Raw genomic sequence first — 18,243 nt, 5'->3', positions numbered from 1 at the left:
CAACCAGCTTTGAGTGGGCTGCCGGGCCCATGGCCCGCAGCTCGCTGCCCGCAACCGGCTTCAGGCCAACGGCACATCCACGCTGATGATGCTGCCGCCTTCATCCGAGGGTTCCACCCGCAGGTTGCCCCCGACAGCTTTCATCAGGCGCTGGCCCATCACAAGCCCGAGGCCGGCGCCCACCTGCCCTTGCGCGAAATTCGAATCGCCGTCGAAACTGTGGGGCGCGAGGGCCGCCCGGGCCAGGGCCGGGTCGAGGTTGGCCATGCGCAACCGGAGGCTCAGATTCAGGCTCAGGGGTGCCCGTTCGATCCAGAAGGGGATGAAGCCGTGGTCCAGATCGTGCTGGGCCCGCAGCAGCAGGTTCAGGAGCACCTGTTTCAGCCTTTCCGGATCGGTCACGATGTCGGGCACGCCTTCCGTGAAGGGCCAATCGATGAGGACGTGTTTTTTCGGCGGGAAGGTGCCGAACACCATCTTCAACTCGTCGATCACGGGGCCCAGCGCCAGGGCATACGGCTCTTCCATGGGCACGCCGCCCGCCAGTTTGGTCCATTCCACCAGATCGTTCAGCACCTCCAGCATCTGGGAGCCGAGGGTGCTGCTGCCCTTCAGGAAGGCCGCGCGCTCGTCTTCCTCTCCGGCGCCGCTCATCAGCAGGCGGAGGTAGCCGAGCTGGCTGGCGAGCTGCTTTCTCAGGGCCTCCCCCGCGAAGGAGATGAAGGCCAGGCGGCTGGCGTCCACATCCCGCAGCGCCCGGTTGGACTGGGCCAGTTCCTCCCTCTGCGAGTGGAGGTGGAGGGCCAGGGTCTCCAGCTTCTCCTCCCGGTCCACCAGCTTGCGGTAGAGCCAGGTATTGTCCAGGACCAGCGCCGTCATCCGCTGGATGACGCTCAGGAATTCCTGCTCGGATTCGGAAAAGACGCGGTCCCTCGGCAAGGCCAGGATGGCGAAACCGGTCAGGTTGAGCTGGAATTCGAAGGGGAGGTAGTAGAGCTCGGAACGGGGGTCCACACGCAGCATCTGGATCGCCTTGGGGAGCGATTTCAGGTCGAGCCACTGGGCCTGGAAAGGTAGGACGGCCGAATCCGGGAGCGGATTGGGTGCGGGCAGTATGTGGTTTTCCAGATTCAGGTCGTCCAGGCGCAGGGAGGCCACGGCATCGAAGCCGGTCGCAGCCAGCCGCCAGATCACGCCATGCACGCAGCCCAGCTCGCCGTAAAGGGCCCCCAGGAGGTGGTCTCCGAGATCCTTCGGCCGGCCGGAGATGGAGAGGTGCTCCGCCAAGGCGCGGATCCGCATCATCTGCCGGCTGCGCTGCCAGAGCTGGCTCATGAGGCCATTCACGGTCTCGGTCATCTGGTCCAGCTTGTTGTCCGCCTGCAGCACCACGCGCCAGGCTTCCACCGCCGAATCGAAATCCCCGGACGAACGGGCCCGTCCTTTGTCGGGATCCTGCTGCAAGGGCATGGGCTGGGTGGTGGACATCGGAACTGGGTGCTTTCGGCGGCCTGGCTCGTAGCCCTGTGTCGTCCTTAGTCCGACGGGCGGGGCCGCAACAGGAGAGCTGGAAGACCTCTGGTGAATCTGCGGCGGACCCTAGGCTATCTGCATGGTCAAGGTCATGGTAGTGCCTTTGCCCTGGCCTTCGCTAGAAAGCGAAATGCTCCCGCCCATCATTTCCATGAGGCGCCGGCAAATGACGAGCCCCAGGCCTGTGCCGCCGTATTCCCGCGCATGGCCGCCATCGGCCTGGACGAATTTCTGGAACAATCGCTCCTGGGCATCCGGGCTGACGCCGATGCCCGTGTCCACCACATGCAGCATGGCCACGCCGGGCCCGCGCTCCACGCGGATTTCCACGCTCCCATCCTTCGTGAATTTCAAAGCATTGGAGAGCAAGTTGAGCAGCACCTGCTGCAGACGGCCGGGATCCACCATCACCTCGGGAATTTCCTTAAGGTTGGCCGGGAAGATCAGCTCCACGCCCTTGTGGCGGGGATAGGCTTCCACGATGGGACGGACTTCCTCCACGACCACATAAAGGCTGACGGGCTCGGACCGGACCTCCAGCTTGCCGCTCTCGATCTTGGCCAGGTCCAGGATGTCGTTCAGCAGCTCAAGCAGGTGTTTCCCGCTGGAATAGCTCGATTGCAGCATCTGCTTCATGTCGGCTTCGGAGGTGTAGAGGCCGTCCATCACGAGGCGGGTGAAGCCCAGGATTCCCGTCAGCGGGGTCCGCAGTTCATGGCTGGTGAGGGCCAGGAATTCGCTCTTGATGCGGTCTGAGTCCCTGAGCGCGGTATTGGCCTTTTCCAGCGCAAGGGTCTGGCTCTGCAAGGCGTCGCGTTGCTCCGACAAGTCCCTGAACAGCCAGGCGTTGTAGATGCTCACCGCCGCCAGCTGCTGGAGGATGGACAGGGCGTCGAGGTCCTCCTCCTCCCAGTCATGCCCCGCGGGCAGGGCCAGGAGAGCGAACCCCATGACCAGCAGCTGGTTCTCGAAGGGCACGAAGAAGATCCGGGTGTTGGAATCCACCTTGAGCTGTTCCACCACTGGGCCGTCCAGTTGGTTTTCCAGCCACTGGCACTGGTAGAGGACGATGGGCGAATCGGGAAAGGGGTTGGGCGCAGGCAGGCGGAATTCCGTCCATTCCGCCTTGGATATCCCGAATCCGCTACGGGGCTGGAAGGCGGTGCCGCCGTCTTCCAGAACCCAGACCAGGCAGCGCTTGGAGCCGAATTCCTGGACCATGACGTCCAGCACCACATCCGCCACCTGGGTCACCTTGGTGGTGGCCGCCAGGATCTCCGCCACGTGCTGCAGGACGGACATCTGGTGGCCGCGCCGGCCGAGGCTGCTCTTCAGATCGCTCAGTTCCAGGGTCACCTGGCTCAACTGGCGCTGGGCCTGGACCAGCTCCGCGAGCACCTTGCCCGAGGCCTCCACTTTGGCTTCTGAAGCCGCCGGTCCCGCCTTCTGGCCGCCGCTGGCCACGAGCCCGCCCTCGCCCTTGGGCGCTGCGCTCGGCGGAGTTCCCGTCTTCGGGCTCGGGATCGGGTTGGGGTCCATGGCCTATCAGCATGACGCTACCCGCTGGAACTGCCAAGGCGCGAGGCGGCAGGGCGCGAGGTGGCCAACCCGGCCTCGGGGGCGCCGCTCCCGGCCTTCGACTCATGCCTCTGGACCCGCAGCCCATGGCCCATACTGTCCCCATGAAAGTCCACCTTCGCAGGGTCCGCACCCAGCGCATCATTTTCTGGAGCGTGTCGCTGCTGCTCTGCTCGCAGCTCGGCTGGTGGATCAGCCTGCAGATCCACGAGACGCAGGCCTTCCAGGATGCGCGGATCAGCCAGTTGCGGGCGGGCCGCGCCGAAGCCTGGCAGATGGACACCAAGGACATCCTGGCCCGGCTGCGCGCCTTTCCCGCTGTGGGACAAGGGCCCACCATCCAGGGCCGCGTCGTGGTGGAGGCCCAGGAAGTCAATCTCCCTCCGCTGGAAATCAGGCGGAAGGCCATCGAGACGCGCTTTCCCTACGTGGCCGTGGTCGCCGATCCCGTGGCCGAGGACGACCCTCCGCTCTTCGACTACTCCGCCTACATCACCCTCCGCAAGGACCCCCTGGACACCCTGGCCCGGCAACGCCGCCAGGCCTTGTGGACCGTTGCCGCGCAGGGGGGATTCATGGCCCTGGGTGTCCTGCTGGGGCTCATCTACATCTACAGGAAGCTCAACACCGAGATGGAGCTCGTGCTGCGCCAGCGGAACTTCATCGCCACCGTCACCCATGAATTGAAGACTCCCATCGCGGCGCTCCAGGTCTGGACCGAAACCCTGTTCACGAGGGAACTCAACGAAGAGCGCAAGGCCAGGATCCACGAGCTGATGGGCAAGGACCTGGAGCGCCTCACGGAACTGGTCAGCAACCTGCTGGAGGCGGCCCGGGCGGAAGCCGGGAGCCTGGAACTCAAGCTGGAGCCCCTGGATCTGGAACCGTGGCTGAAAAACGTCTGCGACACCATGGCGAACCGCCTCGGCCCCGGCGCATTGAACCTGACCACAGAGCTCGGCAGGGACATCTGGGCCATGGCGGACCCCAAAGGCCTTGGAACGGTGGTGGAAAATCTGCTTTCCAACGCGTTCAAATATGCCGATGTGCCCCGGGAGACCACCGTGACCCTGGATGGAGACCGGGACGACGTCTTCATCGTCGTCTCGGACCGTGGCAACGGGATCGCGGGCAAGGAGATGTCGCGGATCTTCCAGCCCTTCTACCGCGTCGGCGACGAGCTCACCCGGCAGGCGGCGGGGTCGGGCCTCGGCCTGTTCCTGAGCAAGGAGATCATCCTGCGGCACCACGGCGATATCCGGGTGGCCAGCCGAGGCAAGGGCCTCGGCTCCAGTTTCACCATCCGCCTTCCCAGGCTCATCCGCTGAGCCAACCGCGTTAAGATCCTTCCATGGATTCCACCCAAGAGCAGGAGCTGATCGCGGCGGCGCGGGAAGGGGATGGCCAGGCTTTCGCCGCGCTGGTGGAGCCTTCCCTGGGCATGTTGTTCACGGTGATCCAGCGCATCCTCGGGGATCCCACCGATGCCCAGGACGCCCTGCAGGAGGCTCTGCTGAGCATCCACCTGGAATTGGGTAAATTCGAGGGCAAAAGCAAATTCAGCACCTGGGCCTACCGCATCTGCGTGAACGAAGCCCTCATGCTCCGGCGCTCCCGGATGAGGCGCAGGGAAGATTCCGTTGAAAATTTTCAGCCACGTTTCAGCGACGACGGGCATCTCAAGGACACGGATTCAGTCCTGGCATGGCGCCAGGATGCGGAGGCACTCGAAATGGCTGAACGTCTTCAACTGCGGGCCAAGGTCGTGGAAGGCCTGGACAGGCTCTCGGACGATCAGCGGGCGGTCTTCGTGCTGAAGGACCTGGAGGGCTGGGACACCGAGGACATCGCCATGCACCTGGGGATTTCCCGCGATCTGGTCCGCCAGCGCCTGCACCGGGCCCACCTTGGCATGCGGGGGCATCTGGTGGCCTTCGCCGCCCAGGTGCGCGGAGCCGCGCAGGGTAATGTCAGCGCCCCCAAACGGACGGACGGAGGCCGCCCATGAATCCACTGCTCACCTGCGAGGAGGTCCTGCGGATCATCCCCGAGTATCAGGAGCATCTTCTGGCTCCCAGCCTCCGCTTGAGGTTCAGCCTCCACCTGAGGATGTGCAAGCCCTGCCGCGCGATGCTGGAGTCGCTCCAGGCCATTCCCAACATTTTCCAGCGGGCTGTTTCCGACGAGGCCCCTGCGCCATCCTCCGAAGCCAGGGGCGCCTTGGAGGCCGTCCTGGCAAGGCTCCAGGCCGGGGGCCGCCTGACCGCGAAGGATCGGAATTCCCAGATCCATCGATGCTCATCGCATCCCATGCCGGCCTTCGTGGAAAAGGCCATTGCCGATGGTTCGGCGGACGGGCCCATGCGCCTGATGGCCATGGCCTACGGCGCCATCCAGGCCCAAGAGGGCAGGCCGGTGGCCGAGCCATTCCTGCCGGAGTCCGTCCTGGAGGAGCTGCCGCCCTTGGAAAAGTGGAAATGGACCAAAACCCTGCTCAATGGGTGCAGCAGCGCCTTTCTCAGCAAGGATCCCCGGACAGGCGCGACGCTGCACATGATCCTCCTGCCCCCGGGGCAACGGTTCCCGGACCACCGGCACCAAGGCGAAGAGCATGTGCTCCTGCTGTCCGGCCAGGCCGAGGACACCCTGTGCTACGGCATCGCCGGAGACTGGTTCCACCAGGCGTCCGGTTCGGACCATCGGGAATTGCAGGGGCGCGGAACGGATGTCTGCTGGACCCTCACGCGGCTGGAGAGCCCTGGCGTTCGCTTGAGCGGCTGGCGCGGCGCCGTCCAGTCCTTCGCGGAGCGGATGTCGTAAGATCGGTGGATGCGCGAGACCCTTCTGCCTCTGGATGAAGCCTTGGCCTTGGTCCGCGCGGCCCTCCCGCGGAAAGGTTCGCCCCGGCTCACCGCCGACCGCGATGATCCCGCGCTGGACCGCAGCGCCATGGATGGCGCGGCCATGCGCCATGCGGAGGGGGACGCTCCACGGATCCTCCTCGGCACCTTGTACGCCGGAGATGATCCTTCCCGGTTCCACATCGGCCCCCATGAAGCCGTGCGCATCATGACCGGCGCCGCTTTGCCCGCGGGCGCGGATGCGGTGGTCCCCGTCGAGGAGCTGCGGATCGAAGGGGATCGCATCTTTCCCGCCAGGCCCCCCAAGCCCGGTGAAGCCATCCGCACGCGCGGTTCCCAGGCCCGGGCCGGGGAACTCCTGCTGCCCGGCGGCGGCCCTTCCACCGCCGCGCGTGCGGGCCTGGCGGCCCAGATCGGGATGGAACCTGAACCGCCCCGCCGCATCCAGGCGGGCATCGCCAGCACCGGAGATGAGCTGGCCGGCGTGCCCCTGCCCCACCAGATCCGCGACTCCAACGGCCCCATGCTCGCCGCCCTGGCCCACCGCCTGGGCGCGGATGCCCGGAGACTGCCCAGCCTGCCGGATGATCCGGAGGCCCTCCAGCGGCGCCTGTCGGACCTCGGCAATGTGCAGGTGCTGCTAACCAGCGGCGGCGTGAGCATGGGCGATAAAGACCATCTGCCATCGGTGCTGAAGGCACTGGGCGCCAACATCCTCTTCCATAAAATCCGCCTGAAGCCCGGGAAGCCCATGCTGGTGGCCCTTCTCGGCGACCGTGTGGTCCTCGGGCTGCCCGGCAATCCCCAAAGCGCCTACCTCAATGCCCTGCTGTTTCTGCCGGTGGTCCTCAGCGGACTGGAAGGCAGCATCGAACCTGATCCATGGAAACGCGGCCACCTCGGGGAAGCCGTGAAAAATCCCGGCGACCGCCCCCTGCTGCTGCCCTGCAGGCTCCAGGACGGCCGCCTGACGCCCCTTCGATCCAAGGGCAGCGGCGACCTCATCACGCTCGCCCAGGCCGATGCATGCGCATGGATCCCCGAGGGCGGAATGGAAGCCGGGGAGACGAAGTACCTCCAGGTGGTTTAGAGCGCGCCGCCAGCGAGCTTTCCCGCCTTCAAATCCGCTTGGCTGATGACGCCGCGGTCCAGCACCAGGCTGGTCACCAGGTCCACCGGTGTCACATCGAAGGAGGGATTGAAAACGTCCGTCCCCTCCGGCGCCCATTGCAGTTCCCGGAAGCCCAGCACTTCCGAGACGGCCCGCTCTTCGATGGGGATGTCGCTGCCGCGCGCGCAATGGGTGTCCACGGTCGAATAGGGCGCCACGGGATGGAAGGGGACGCCATGGAAATGCGCCTGCACGGCGAGCCCGTAGGTGCCCACCTTGTTGGCGAAATCCCCGTTCACGGCGATGCGGTCGGCGCCCACCAGCACCCGGTCCACCCGGCCATCCCGCATGAGGATGGCGGCCATGCTGTCGGTGATGAGGGTGTGGGGGATGTCCAGCTTTTCCAGTTCCCAGGCGGTGAGCCGCGCGCCCTGCAGCAGCGGGCGGGTCTCGTCCACGAACACATGGATGCGCTTGTTCTGCAGGTGGGCCTTATGGATCACGCCGAGGGCCGTGCCCACGCCCACCGTCGCGAGGCCCCCGGTGTTGCAATGGGTGAGCAGGGATTCGCCGCCCCTGATCAGCGCCGCGCCATGCTCCGCCATGTGCTCGCAAAGCAGCACGTCCTCCAGGAAGATGTGTTCCGCTTCGAGGATCAGGTCATCCTTGGAGCCGCCCCGCTCCAGCACGTGCCGTAGCCGGTCCAGGGCCCACATCAGGTTCACAGCCGTGGGCCGCGCCCGGCGCAGCCACAGCGCGTCGCTCTCCAGCTGCGCGTGGGATGCGCCGCTCTCGGCGACGCAGGCCAGGCAGAGCGCCGCCGCCACACCCAGCAGTGGAGCGCCGCGCACTTGCAATTTCTGGATGGCCTCGATCATGGCCCGGGGGTCGGTGACATCCACCCAGACCTCGGCCCCCGGCAGGAGGCTCTGGTCCAGGATGGAAAGCCGCTTGCCATCGAAGCGCAGGGCGAGGGATTGGAGGGCTCTCATAGGATCTTCGGCCCCTGCCGGGCCCGGAGTTCCCGGAGCGCGGCCAGTTCACCTGGGGGCAGCGAGTGGAGCCCGCCGAGTTCCGTTGCGGATTTCAGGATCTGGCACACATGTTCCAACCGCTCGATGCCATTGTAGGCATCCTCGATTGTCTCACCCCAGCACAGCGCCCCATGCCGGGCCAGGATCATCAGGCGATGCTGGGGCAGATACTCCGCCAGCGCCTCCCCCATGGCCGCGGTGCCCGGCCTCGCGTAGGGCACGATGGGAATCCGTCCCGCCGCGAGGATGACTTCGGGCAGGGCTTCATCCGGCAGGAATTCGAGGTCCGGCCGGGCCAGGCTCCAGGCGATGGCCGTGGGCGGATGCGCATGGACCACGCAAAAGGCCTCGGGACAGGCACGGTACACGGCCTGGTGCATGAGCCGTTCGCTGCTGGGTTTGCCCTTGATCACGAGGCCGTTCAACTGCATGAAGGCCATGTCCTGGGCCCGCAGCTGCGCTTTGTTGACCCCCGCGGGCGTGATGGCGATGCGGTTGAAGGGAAGGCGGCAGGAAATGTTGCCATCCGCCGCCGCCAGCAGGTTCCGGGCGTGGAGGCGGCGGCAGGCCTCCACCATGGCATTCAGGATTCCGGGTTCATCCATGCCATCAGGATGACGGATTCATGGCCGACTTGGGAGGCCGCTTCAAAACCAAGGCCAGCAGCGCGTCGCCGATGAGCAGGATCCCCAGCATCCCGGTGGAGAACGCCAGCCGGTAGCTCCAGTTGCCGGGGAACTGCGCCTTCAGGAACCACAGCCGGTCATGGGCCAGGTTGATGTTGAGGCGCTCTGGAGTCAGGTAATGGCTGATGGGCACCAGGGCGATGAACAGGATCAGCGCGAGGAACGGCGCGCTGCGGGGCAGACCGGTGCGGCGCAGGTAGAAATAGGCGGCCAAGGGAGGCAGGCTGTGGACCAATACAGAGGTCCAGCCGGTGTGGCCGCTTCGGACCACCTCCACCACATACGCGGGATCGCCGATGCACACGTGCCACAGGAACCCCACAGCCACGGCTTGGGGGGACCGGAACCAGAGCCCCGCGATGATGCAGAAGCTGGCTACATTGCAGCCCCAGAGCAGCTCGGGCAATGTGCCGAGCCGCCATTTGATGATGGTGTGGGCGATCATGGCCAGCAGCACCACCAGCGCGTACACACGGCTGTGACGCAGGTGCAGCGCGTCGTCCAAGCTGAATGTAGAAGGCATCATGCGTGGCTGCTTTGGAAATTCAGGATCCATATGGCGTGGGCGGGTGACGCTCGACCCTCTACTCCAGATTTTTTTTACTCTCGACTCTCAACTCTTGACCCTCGACTCTTGACTCTGATCTCTCGACTCAAAGCTCCACCGCCAGCTTGTACAAGTCCGACGCGCTCACCTTCATATGCCTGGCCAGGGGTTTCACCGCTTCGCGCAGGGTCATGCCGCCTTCCCGGGCGGCGTCGAGGTAGCGCACGGCCCATTCGGGCAACGCGGCGCCGTCGAAATCGCTCTGCGCTTCCGTCACCGTGCGTTTGGCGTCGGCGCCGGCCATGACCAGCACCATCTCGCCGCGGCTCTCATTGCCCAGTTGTTCGATCACCTGTGCGGGCGTGCCCCGGTACCAGCTCTCGTGCAATTTGGTGAGTTCGCGGCCCAGGGCGATCTCCCGCTCCGGCAGCAGCTCCACCAATTCCGAAAGGGTTTCGTGGATGCGGTGGGGCGTTTCGAACACGACGACGGTTTCCTCCTGGCTGCCGAGTTTTTTCAGCATGGTTTTGCGCGGTTCGCTGCGGCTGGGCAGGTAGCCCCAAAAGCTGAAGGCGTGGCTGGGAAGGCCGCTGGCGACCACGGCAAGCGTCACCGCCGAAGCCCCCGGCAGCACCGTCACCTTGATGCCGTTCTCCCTCGCGATCCGCGCGATCTCGAAGCCCGGATCGTTGATGCCCGGCATGCCCGCGTCTGAGCAGTAGGCCACGGTCTGGCTGTTGATCAACGCCGACGTCACGCGATCAAAGGCCTCCTGGGACGCGTGGTCGTCGAAGCGCTGCAGTGGCTTGTCGATGCCGAGGTGGGCCAGCAGCCCCCCCGTGCGCCGGGTGTCCTCGCAGGCTACCAGGTCGCAGCCCTCCAGCGCCTGCACCGCCCGATGCGTGAGATCGCCGAGATTGCCCAAGGGCGTGGGGACGAGGATGAGGTGGCCGGGCATGGAACCATTCTGGCAGTTCGGCGCCGAAGCAGCGGCTCAGGTCAGCCGGGAGAGCTGCCTTTCGGACTTGATGACCCGGCTATAGGCGACGCCGGTGTGGTACCAGTGCAGCAGAAAGGCTTCGTAGCAGGCGCGGGCCCACCACCCCGAGCTTCCACGGAGCGGCGGGCAGGCGGTGGCGGGCGAGCATCGGAACTCCAGGCCCAGGCCGCGCGCCAGGGCACCGGCACGGGCCAGGTGCAGAGGATCGGACACCAGGATCAAGGACTTCCAATTCTCGCCCCGCAGCGTTTCGCGCAGATTGAAAAGATTCTCCAGGGTGTGCTGGCTGCAGTCCTCCACCAGGATTTTTTCGGGCGCGATGCCCTGACCGACCAAGCGCTCCCGGCCAACCTCCGCTTCGCTGAGGCTCGCCTTTCCGGTGAGCCCTCCCGCGATCACGATCCGCGGCGCCAGGCCCTCGCGCAGGAGCCCCGCCGCGTGATCCAGCCGGGCCTCGAAGACCGGTGTGGGACGGTCGTTCTGCAAGCGCCTGCCGAGCACCAGTATCACATCCGACGGCTCGAAAGCAGCCCCATTCGCGGCCTTGAGCACCTGGCGGAGCCGCCAGAACACCGGCACGCCCAGCAGCAGGCCGCCGCCGAGTAGTGCCAACCCGAAGGACACGAGCCCCCCCGGTCCGAGCATCTGCCAGAAGGTGGCGCGAGGCGGCGCGGCGTAGATCGGTGTCGGTCCCCCATCGGTCATGGCACCTCGGTCAAAGCATCAACACGATGTTGCACCAGCGCCTTGAGAAAAGGAACCAAGGTCTTCTTGAAGGCGAACTGATTCCCCACAAAAAAGGTTCCTCGCCGAGTCGCATGGGTAGCCGAGGATAAAAACCGAATTACGACCTTGTATTGTCCCCGCGAATCCTCGTTTGTCCCCGGCCAAAAAAGATTTTAAGCCGGGGACAAACGGGGATTCGCGGGGAGAAAAAAAGGGGGACTGGATCAGCCCCCTCTCCCTATTTCATCCTTTTTCATCCCCGCCGTCCGCGGCTGTTCGCTGCTAAACCAGCGCGCGCTTCTCGGCCTTTTTCCGGTCGGCTTCGTCCAGGACGCGCTTGCGCATGCGGATGAAGTTCGGGGTCACTTCGACCAGTTCATCGTTCTGGATGTACTCCAGCGCCTGCTCCAGGGTGTGCTCCCGGGGCGGGGTCAGGCGGGTGGCTTCGTCGGCGCCGGAGGAGCGCATGTTCGACAGCTTCTTGCCCTTGGCCACGTTCACCACCAGGTCGTTCTCCCGGGCGTGCTCGCCCACGATCATGCCTTCGTAGCACTTGGTGCCGGGGTGAAGGAAGATGATGCCCCGGTCCTCCAGGTTCATCAGCGCGAAGCCGACGGTTTCGCAGGTTTCCATGCTGATCAGCACGCCGTTCTTGCGGCCCGGCAGCTCGCCCTTGTAGGGGCCGTAGTGGCTGAAGATGCTGTTGATGATGCCTTCGCCGCGGGTGTCGGTCATGAACTCGGAGCGGTAGCCGATGAGGCCGCGGGAGGGGATCTTGAAGTGCAGGCGGACGCGGCCCAGCTCCTGGCCCATGTCCTGCATTTCCGCCTTGCGCATGCCGAGCTTTTCCATGACCACGCCCATGTAGGACTCCGGCACGTCCACGGTGAGGTCTTCGTAGGGCTCCTGCTTTTCGCCCTGCTCGGTGGTGTGCAGGATGACCTCCGGGCGGCTCACGCACAGCTCGAAGCCTTCGCGGCGCATGGACTCGATGAGCACGCTCAAATGCAGTTCGCCGCGGCCGCTGACCTTGAAGGAGTCTGGCGTCTCGGTGTCCTCGACGCGGAGGGCGACGTTGTGCTGCAGCTCCTTCGTGAGCCGTTCGCGGATGCGCCGCGACTGCACATGCTTCCCGTCCTGCCCTGCGAAGGGGCCGTTGTTCACCATGAACATCATCGAAATGGTGGGCTCGTCGATGTCCACGTATTCCAGAGCCATGGGGGATTCCGCCGACGCGATGGTCTCGCCCACGCGGATGTCGGGGATGCCCGCGATGGCCACGATCTCGCCGGTGCCGGCTTCGGTCTGGGGCACGCGGGTGAGGCCCTCGAAGCCGTAGAGCTGGGTGACTTTCTGGTTCTGGATGGAGCCGTCGCGCTTCACCAGCGCCACATTCTCGCCCACTCGAATAGTGCCGTTGAAGATGCGCCCGATGCCGATCTGGCCCACGAAATCGTTGTAGTCCATGAGGGTGACGAGCATCTGCAGCGGAGCCGCGGGATCGCCGCTGGGAGGCGGGCAGTAGTTGGCGATGGTATCGAAGAGCGGGTCCAGGGTCTCGCTGTTGTCGTTGACGTCCATCATCGCGTAGCCCTGCTTGGCGGAGGCGAAGACCGTGGGGAAATCCAACTGCGCATCCGTGGCGCCGAGCTCCATGAACAGCTCGAAAACCGCGTCCTGGGCGAAGTGGGGCCGGGCGCCGGGGCGGTCCACCTTGTTGATGACCACGATGGGCTTCAGGCCGAGGGCCAGGGCTTTGCGGGTCACGAACTTGGTCTGGGGCATGGGGCCGTCGAAGGCATCCACCACCAGCAGCACTGAATCCACCATGGAGAGCACGCGCTCGACCTCGCCGCCGAAATCCGCGTGGCCGGGCGTATCCACGATGTTGAAGCGATGGCCCGCCCAATGGATGGACGTGGTCTTGGCCAGGATGGTGATGCCGCGCTCCCGCTCCTGGTCGTTGCTGTCCATGGCCCGTTCCTGGACCTTCTGGTTGTCCCGGAACATGTGGGCGCCCTTGAACATGGCGTCCACCAGGGTGGTCTTGCCGTGGTCGACGTGGGCAATGATGGCGATGTTGCGGATTTTTTCGAGAGGAGTCATGGGCATCCAAATGAACGGCGTGCCCTTCGTGGGGCATCGAGGGTAGGGTGCAGATTCGACCCACCCTTCAAGCCCGCGGGGAGGGCATCAAGAGGGCCGAACCTTCGATTTTACCAGCCTTACCGGGATTCCCTTAGTGAAGATTTCGGAACGCCTGCCTGGGGTGCCGCCACCGGCACCGCCCGGCAATTTTGTCGCAGCGGCTTCCTCCGGGGGTGGAGTAGGATGGTTCCACTCCACCCCCCCTGTTCCTGGGAGAGCTCCCATGCAAATCAATGAACTCCTCACGGCCGTGTGCGAGCTCGGTGCCTCCGACTTGCATTTGAAGGTGGGCAACCATCCGGTGGCCCGCATCAAGGGCCGCCTGGTCCCCATGACGCAGTTCAAGCGGCTGGTGCAGGAGGACACCATCGCGATGGCCTACAGCATCATGGCGAGCGACAAGCAGAAATCGAAATTCAAAGAATACCTGGATATCGATCTGGCCTACTCGGTGCCGGCCCTGGGCCGGTTCCGCTGCAACGTCTTCAACCAGCGCGGCACCGTGGGGCTGGTGCTGCGCGTGATCCCCCGGCGCATCTACTCCATCGAGGACCTGATGCTGCCCAAGGTGCTGGCCAAGATCTGCGAAGAGCAGCGCGGCATGGTGCTGGTCACCGGCACCACGGGCTCAGGAAAATCCACCACGCTCGCCGCCATGATCGACCTCATCAACGCCACGCGCATCGAGCATGTGCTCACCATCGAGGATCCCATCGAGTACCTCCACCGGGACAACCAGAGCATCGTCAACCAGCGCGAGGTGGGGGCCGACTGCACGAGCTTTTCGGCGGCGCTCCGTTCCGCGCTGCGCCAGGACCCGGACGTCATCCTCGTGGGCGAGATGCGCGACCTGGAAACCATCGAGACCGCCCTCCACGCGGCCGAGACGGGGCATCTGGTCTTCTCGACGCTCCATACGCTGGATGCCACGGAAACCATCAACCGCATCATTTCCGTCTTCCCGCCGCACCACCAGAAGCAGGTGCGCCTGCAGATGGCGGCGGTGCTGAAGGCGGTCATCAGCCAGCGCCTGGTGCCCCGCTCCGACGGCCAGGGCCGCGTGCCCGCCATCGAGGTGCTCATCACCACCGAGACCGTCCGCACCTGCATCGAAGACAAGGACAAGACCAAGAACCTGCGCGATGTCATCGCCTCGGGCACCTCCCAGTACGGGATGCAGACCTTCGACCAGAGCCTCTACTTCCTCCTGAAGCAGGACCTCATCACCGAGGAGGAAGCCCTCAAGCGCGCCACCAACGTGGGCGAGTTCAAGCTGAAGCTCGAGGGCGTCTCCTCGGCTTCGGACGCCGCCCGGGGCAACATGGAAAACCAGATGACCATCAGCCAGGGCGCGGGGCGCGAATCCGGCAGCAAGGCTTCTCCGGTCCTGCCAGAGCCCATCTTGGCGCCGAAAAGCTCCACGACGCCTTTGCCCCCGCCGCAATCCGATCTTAAGATCGGACTCGGCCGCTAAACTCGAACTGCAACATTTCCCGCTTTTTATCGCTTCTTGATCTAGAGTAGTGACTTCCCTTCATTCCACGCGCGCCCTCGGCAGTTCCGGGGGTCCCGCACCGAGGTTTCAATGATCAAGCTCGACATTGCCAACGCGCTGATGCAGGCGCATCCCTGCTCCCGGGCCACCGCACTCCAGGCCGTGGATCTGCTGACTGAGCGCATGAAGCAGGCCCTGCTGGACGGCGACCGCATCGAGATCCGCGGCTTCGGCGTGTTCGAGCCCCGGCCCCGCAAACGCGGCATGGGCCGCAACATCAAGACCGGGGACAGCGTCGCCATTCCCAAGGGCAAGAGCATCCGCTTCAAGCCGGGCAAGGACTTGAGGGCCATCGAAGTCGAGTAGGGACTCCCCTCAGCGCTTCCGCCAACTCGCCAGGATGATCATTTCCCTGAGGGTCTTGGCCATGGTGATGGCGCTGACACCGCTGGGGTCGTAGTGGGGCGCCAGTTCCAGACAGTCCATGCCCACCAGGCGCCGTCCTTTGATCTGCTTCAAGCCGCCGATGAAGGTGGCGTAGTCGATGCCGCCGGGTTCCGGCGTGCCGGTGCCTGGATAGATGCTCGGGTCGAGCACGTCCATGTCGCAGGTCAGGTAGATGGGGCGGTCGCCCAGGGAATCCAGCACCTTGGCGATCTCCTCTTTCGTGAAAGGATGCAGGGTGCCGTGCTTTTGCGCGAGTTCCCACTCCTCCCGGGAGCCGCTGCGGATGCCGAACTGGAAGAGATTCTGGAAGCCGATCTTCTCGGCCACGCGCCCCAGGATCGTGGCATGGGTGAACTCATCCCCCCACAGGTCCGGCCGCAGGTCCGCATGGGCGTCGAAATGGACCACAGCAAGATCCGGGTGATCCCCGAAGGCCGCCATGATGAGCGGATACGCCAGCAGATGCTCGCCTCCGAAGGCGATGGGGAACTGCCCTTTGGCGCGGATCTCCCGCACAGCGGTGCCGATGTCCTCCAGGACCCTGGCCTTCTGGCCCGGCGGCAGGAACAGATCGCCGTAATCGGCGTACTTGATGTCGAGGAGCGACGCGTCCTGGTAGAAGCTGAACTCCTCCATGCCGAAGGAGGCCTCCCGCACCGCGAAACCCGCGAACCGGCTGCCCGCTTTGAAGGAAGACGTGCCATCCCAGCACACGCCGAACAACACGATGTCCGCCTCGGCCGGGTCGCAGGAGCCCAGGAAATAGGGCGACACGAATTCATGGCGGGGGGATTCACTGCTGTGCATGGCTGGCCTCGGATCATTCAGCGTAGCTTCGTCCACGCTTCCAGGTCAGCAGGCAAGTCCACATCCAGCCCTCGGTACGCTGCGCTGTTGACGATGCAACGGGGCAGCCGCGCCACCAGATCCCGCACACGGCTTTCCTCGAAGGAAGCCACCGAGGGGATCAGCATGGAGCCCATGAAGCCTCCGAGGGGCTGCTCCCGCTCGCCTTCCCGGACCATCACCCAGCCCCGGCCCTTGGGATCCGCATCTCCGGCCAGCGAGTACCAGGCCAGAAGATCCACCGCTGTCCAGGCCACCTGATCGCAGGGCACCACCCACCAGCGGATGGTCGGAGGCGGTTCCGAGCGGGCCCAGGCGGAAAGCGCGACCGCCGGACCCTGGCGGGGATCCGGCACCACAGCGATTCCCGTGCCAGCTAGGTCGCCGATATCCGGCAAGGGATCGCCCAGGATCTGCACCGGGCCCCGCGGGGCCACTTCGCGGAACACCCGGACCAGATGGCCGCCCCAGGTGCCGCCGGAGGGATGGGGCCGCCCATGCTTGGGTCCGCCCAGACGCCGCCCTTGGCCGCCGGTCAGCAGCAGCATGCCAAGGGGTTCTTCAATCGCCATGGCCCTTCCCTCCCGCCTTGGTCTCCTTGACCCAAGTGTGGGCCGCCACGGCCGAAGGCAAGCCCAACGTGCCGGCCGATAGCGCCACCACCTGGTCCAGCTCTTCCCGGGTGATGCCGATGGCCAGGGCCTTGCGCACGGAGGCATGGACCGCGCCCTCTTTCTGCGCGCCGATGGCGATGGCCAGTTTCACCAGCCGCGCGGTCCGCTCGTCCAGCGGGCCTTCCTTCCCGCCTTCCGCCAGGAGATCCCAAGCCTGGCCCAGCTTGGGGAAGCGGGCGATGAACTCGGAGTAAGCCGAGGGGGGTTTGGGAAGCTGGCTCTGCTTAGGCATGGCGGACCTCGGGATGGAATCCGGGAACATTCTCGCAGGATCAGAAGGTCAGCAGGGTCTGGAACCAAAGCTTCTTCAAATTCTTGTTTGCGGCGCCCAGGGTTGGCGTCCCGGCATCCGCCCGGTAATCCGCTGCTTTGAGAAGCAGGGTCAGCCACGGCTTGGGTTTATACCCGACCAGCACATCCGTTTCCCGGCCGTAGGCCGCGCCACCCTGCTCTGCCGAAAAGGCGTGGTGCGAAGCCTCGAAAGACCAGGCGCCGGCCTTTCCCCGGTATTGCCCATAGCGGTCCACCAGCCCCGCGGCGGGCGTCGCCAGGAAGCGGTCCGCCCATCCGTTCCAGGCATGGAGGGTCGCGTAGGGGGTCTTGAAGGCAGCGTCCAGGCGCTCTTCCACGAGCATGACCGTATGTTCCTTCGCGATCCGGTAGCCCAGGCCGAGGAAACGGTATTTCGCATCCAGGGTGCCGCTGTCTGTGGCGTCCCTGTATTTCTTCTGGGTGGAGAAGGAGGCATCGTAGAGCACGTTCCAAGCCTCCCCATCCAGCCTTGCACCCGTGTGCGCGAAGGAGGTGTCCTTGGTGACCAAGCCCGCCAAATTCCGGAGCGATTGGTCTCCTTCATCGAAAGCATAGTGGAAGGCCCGGAAATGCCCCTGGGGAACGAAGGCGACATGCAGGTTGACCAACGCAGCGGTGATGGGCTTGGTCTGGCCGAAGATGTTCTGCACTTGGGTGAGATGGCCGATCGTGAATTCGGTGCGGGGGATCCAGGACTTGTTGGTGAACGTGGCGCCGGTGAAGGTCTGGTCGTTCTGCCGCCAGGCCACGGATCCCACGAACCGCTGGTTGTCCAGGTTGATGGCCTGGCGTCCCACGCGCAGCCCCTTCCATTCCACATAGAACTGGTTGAGCTGGCTCAAAGGCGGATCCGCCACCACCGCGCGCACGCTGCGCCCATACCCGGTCTGGGGCACGAAGTAGCGCGGTTCCGCGAGGGTGGAAATGTTCTCGAACTGGGCGAACGCGGAGATGCCCCGCCAGCTGCCGGACCGCCAGGCCAGCGCCAGCCGGTTGGTGAGGGTGTCGGCGGTCTTGAGCGCGGCCGCGTCGTCCACATGCTCGTAGCGGGTCCGCAGCTCAAGGCTGGCTTTGCCGCTGGCGAGGGCCTTGATGGGGCTGGACTCGTCCGCGGCCAGCAGGCTTGATGCCGTAGCCGTCAGGGCGAGGCCCAGGATGACGTGATTCGTGGTTCGGGGCATGGATTCTCCTCGGTCCCTCCGGACCTCCAGACTTGGGACTTGGGACCTGGGACTTGGGACTTGG

Annotated in this window: 18 protein-coding genes; 6 read left to right on the top strand and 12 right to left on the bottom strand. The window is 65.2% G+C overall.

The window, feature by feature from the left end; genetic code table 11:
* Positions 1–60: 60 nt before the first annotated feature.
* A complete protein-coding gene (locus IPQ13_12725) occupies positions 61–1,488 on the bottom strand; it encodes a hypothetical protein (GenBank protein ID MBL0211754.1) in 1,428 nt (475 codons plus the stop codon).
* Positions 1,489–1,599: 111 nt separating this feature from the next.
* On the bottom strand, positions 1,600–3,072 hold the full coding sequence (locus tag IPQ13_12720; GenBank protein MBL0211753.1) for a GAF domain-containing sensor histidine kinase: 1,473 nt from the start codon (positions 3,070–3,072) through the stop codon (positions 1,600–1,602).
* 125 nt (positions 3,073–3,197) lie between these two features.
* Here IPQ13_12720 and IPQ13_12715 point away from each other — a divergent pair, with 125 nt between their 5' ends.
* Genes IPQ13_12715 through IPQ13_12700 form a run of 4 tightly spaced genes read left to right on the top strand, consistent with a single transcriptional unit; the run spans position 3,198 to position 7,062 of the window.
* On the top strand, positions 3,198–4,439 hold the full coding sequence (locus IPQ13_12715) for a HAMP domain-containing histidine kinase (protein MBL0211752.1): 1,242 nt from the start codon (positions 3,198–3,200) through the stop codon (positions 4,437–4,439).
* A 23-nt stretch (positions 4,440–4,462) separates the two neighbouring features.
* Entirely contained in the window at positions 4,463–5,119 is a 657-nt protein-coding gene (locus tag IPQ13_12710; protein ID MBL0211751.1) for an RNA polymerase sigma factor, read from the top strand.
* A complete protein-coding gene (locus tag IPQ13_12705; protein MBL0211750.1) occupies positions 5,116–5,931 on the top strand; it encodes a cupin domain-containing protein in 816 nt (271 codons plus the stop codon). Before IPQ13_12710 ends, IPQ13_12705 begins: the two co-directional genes overlap by 4 nt.
* Positions 5,932–5,940: 9 nt before the next feature.
* A complete protein-coding gene (locus IPQ13_12700) occupies positions 5,941–7,062 on the top strand; it encodes a molybdopterin molybdotransferase MoeA (protein MBL0211749.1) in 1,122 nt (373 codons plus the stop codon).
* Here IPQ13_12700 and mtnA read toward each other — a convergent pair.
* From mtnA to typA, 6 genes are all read right to left on the bottom strand, one after another.
* The gene (gene mtnA, locus IPQ13_12695) at positions 7,059–8,075 is read right to left on the bottom strand and encodes an S-methyl-5-thioribose-1-phosphate isomerase (protein ID MBL0211748.1); all 1,017 of its coding nucleotides are present in this window, start codon (positions 8,073–8,075) and stop codon (positions 7,059–7,061) included. The genes IPQ13_12700 and mtnA overlap by 4 nt on opposite strands.
* Positions 8,072–8,722 carry a class II aldolase/adducin family protein gene (locus IPQ13_12690; protein MBL0211747.1) on the bottom strand — a complete coding sequence of 217 codons (651 nt, stop codon included), beginning with the start codon at positions 8,720–8,722 and terminating at the stop codon, positions 8,072–8,074. Before IPQ13_12690 ends, mtnA begins: the two co-directional genes overlap by 4 nt.
* A gap of 4 nt (positions 8,723–8,726) precedes the next feature.
* A complete protein-coding gene (locus IPQ13_12685) occupies positions 8,727–9,329 on the bottom strand; it encodes a hypothetical protein (protein MBL0211746.1) in 603 nt (200 codons plus the stop codon).
* A 127-nt stretch (positions 9,330–9,456) separates the two neighbouring features.
* Complete coding sequence (gene rsmI / locus IPQ13_12680; protein ID MBL0211745.1) at positions 9,457–10,308, bottom strand: 16S rRNA (cytidine(1402)-2'-O)-methyltransferase; 852 nt, start codon at positions 10,306–10,308, stop codon at positions 9,457–9,459.
* A gap of 36 nt (positions 10,309–10,344) precedes the next feature.
* Complete coding sequence (locus IPQ13_12675) at positions 10,345–11,055, bottom strand: YdcF family protein (GenBank protein ID MBL0211744.1); 711 nt, start codon at positions 11,053–11,055, stop codon at positions 10,345–10,347.
* Positions 11,056–11,358: 303 nt separating this feature from the next.
* On the bottom strand, positions 11,359–13,182 hold the full coding sequence (gene typA, locus IPQ13_12670) for a translational GTPase TypA (GenBank protein MBL0211743.1): 1,824 nt from the start codon (positions 13,180–13,182) through the stop codon (positions 11,359–11,361).
* Positions 13,183–13,447: 265 nt separating this feature from the next.
* On the opposite strand from typA, the gene IPQ13_12665 reads away from it, so the two are divergent.
* Complete coding sequence (locus tag IPQ13_12665; protein MBL0211742.1) at positions 13,448–14,698, top strand: type IV pilus twitching motility protein PilT; 1,251 nt, start codon at positions 13,448–13,450, stop codon at positions 14,696–14,698.
* A 111-nt stretch (positions 14,699–14,809) separates the two neighbouring features.
* Positions 14,810–15,085, top strand: coding sequence for an integration host factor subunit beta (locus IPQ13_12660; protein MBL0211741.1), 276 nt, complete (start codon positions 14,810–14,812; stop codon positions 15,083–15,085).
* A gap of 9 nt (positions 15,086–15,094) precedes the next feature.
* Here the strand turns inward: IPQ13_12660 and speB are convergent, their stop codons facing one another.
* The 4 genes from speB to IPQ13_12640 are packed head-to-tail and all read right to left on the bottom strand — an operon-like array spanning position 15,095 to position 18,179.
* Positions 15,095–16,009, bottom strand: a complete 915-nt coding sequence (gene speB / locus IPQ13_12655) for an agmatinase (protein ID MBL0211740.1) — start codon at positions 16,007–16,009, stop codon at positions 15,095–15,097.
* Positions 15,991–16,584, bottom strand: coding sequence for a nucleotidyltransferase family protein (locus tag IPQ13_12650; protein ID MBL0211739.1), 594 nt, complete (start codon positions 16,582–16,584; stop codon positions 15,991–15,993). Before IPQ13_12650 ends, speB begins: the two co-directional genes overlap by 19 nt.
* The gene (locus IPQ13_12645; protein MBL0211738.1) at positions 16,574–16,918 is read right to left on the bottom strand and encodes a carboxymuconolactone decarboxylase family protein; all 345 of its coding nucleotides are present in this window, start codon (positions 16,916–16,918) and stop codon (positions 16,574–16,576) included. The genes IPQ13_12650 and IPQ13_12645 overlap by 11 nt, the downstream gene beginning before the upstream one ends.
* 40 nt (positions 16,919–16,958) lie before the next feature.
* Positions 16,959–18,179, bottom strand: a complete 1,221-nt coding sequence (locus IPQ13_12640; protein ID MBL0211737.1) for an alginate export family protein — start codon at positions 18,177–18,179, stop codon at positions 16,959–16,961.
* Between the last annotated feature and the right edge of the window lie 64 nt (positions 18,180–18,243).

This window comes from Holophagaceae bacterium, assembly GCA_016720465.1.
GTDB lineage: Bacteria > Acidobacteriota > Holophagae > Holophagales > Holophagaceae > JANXPB01.
This window is presented reverse-complemented; position numbering and strand designations above follow the sequence as displayed.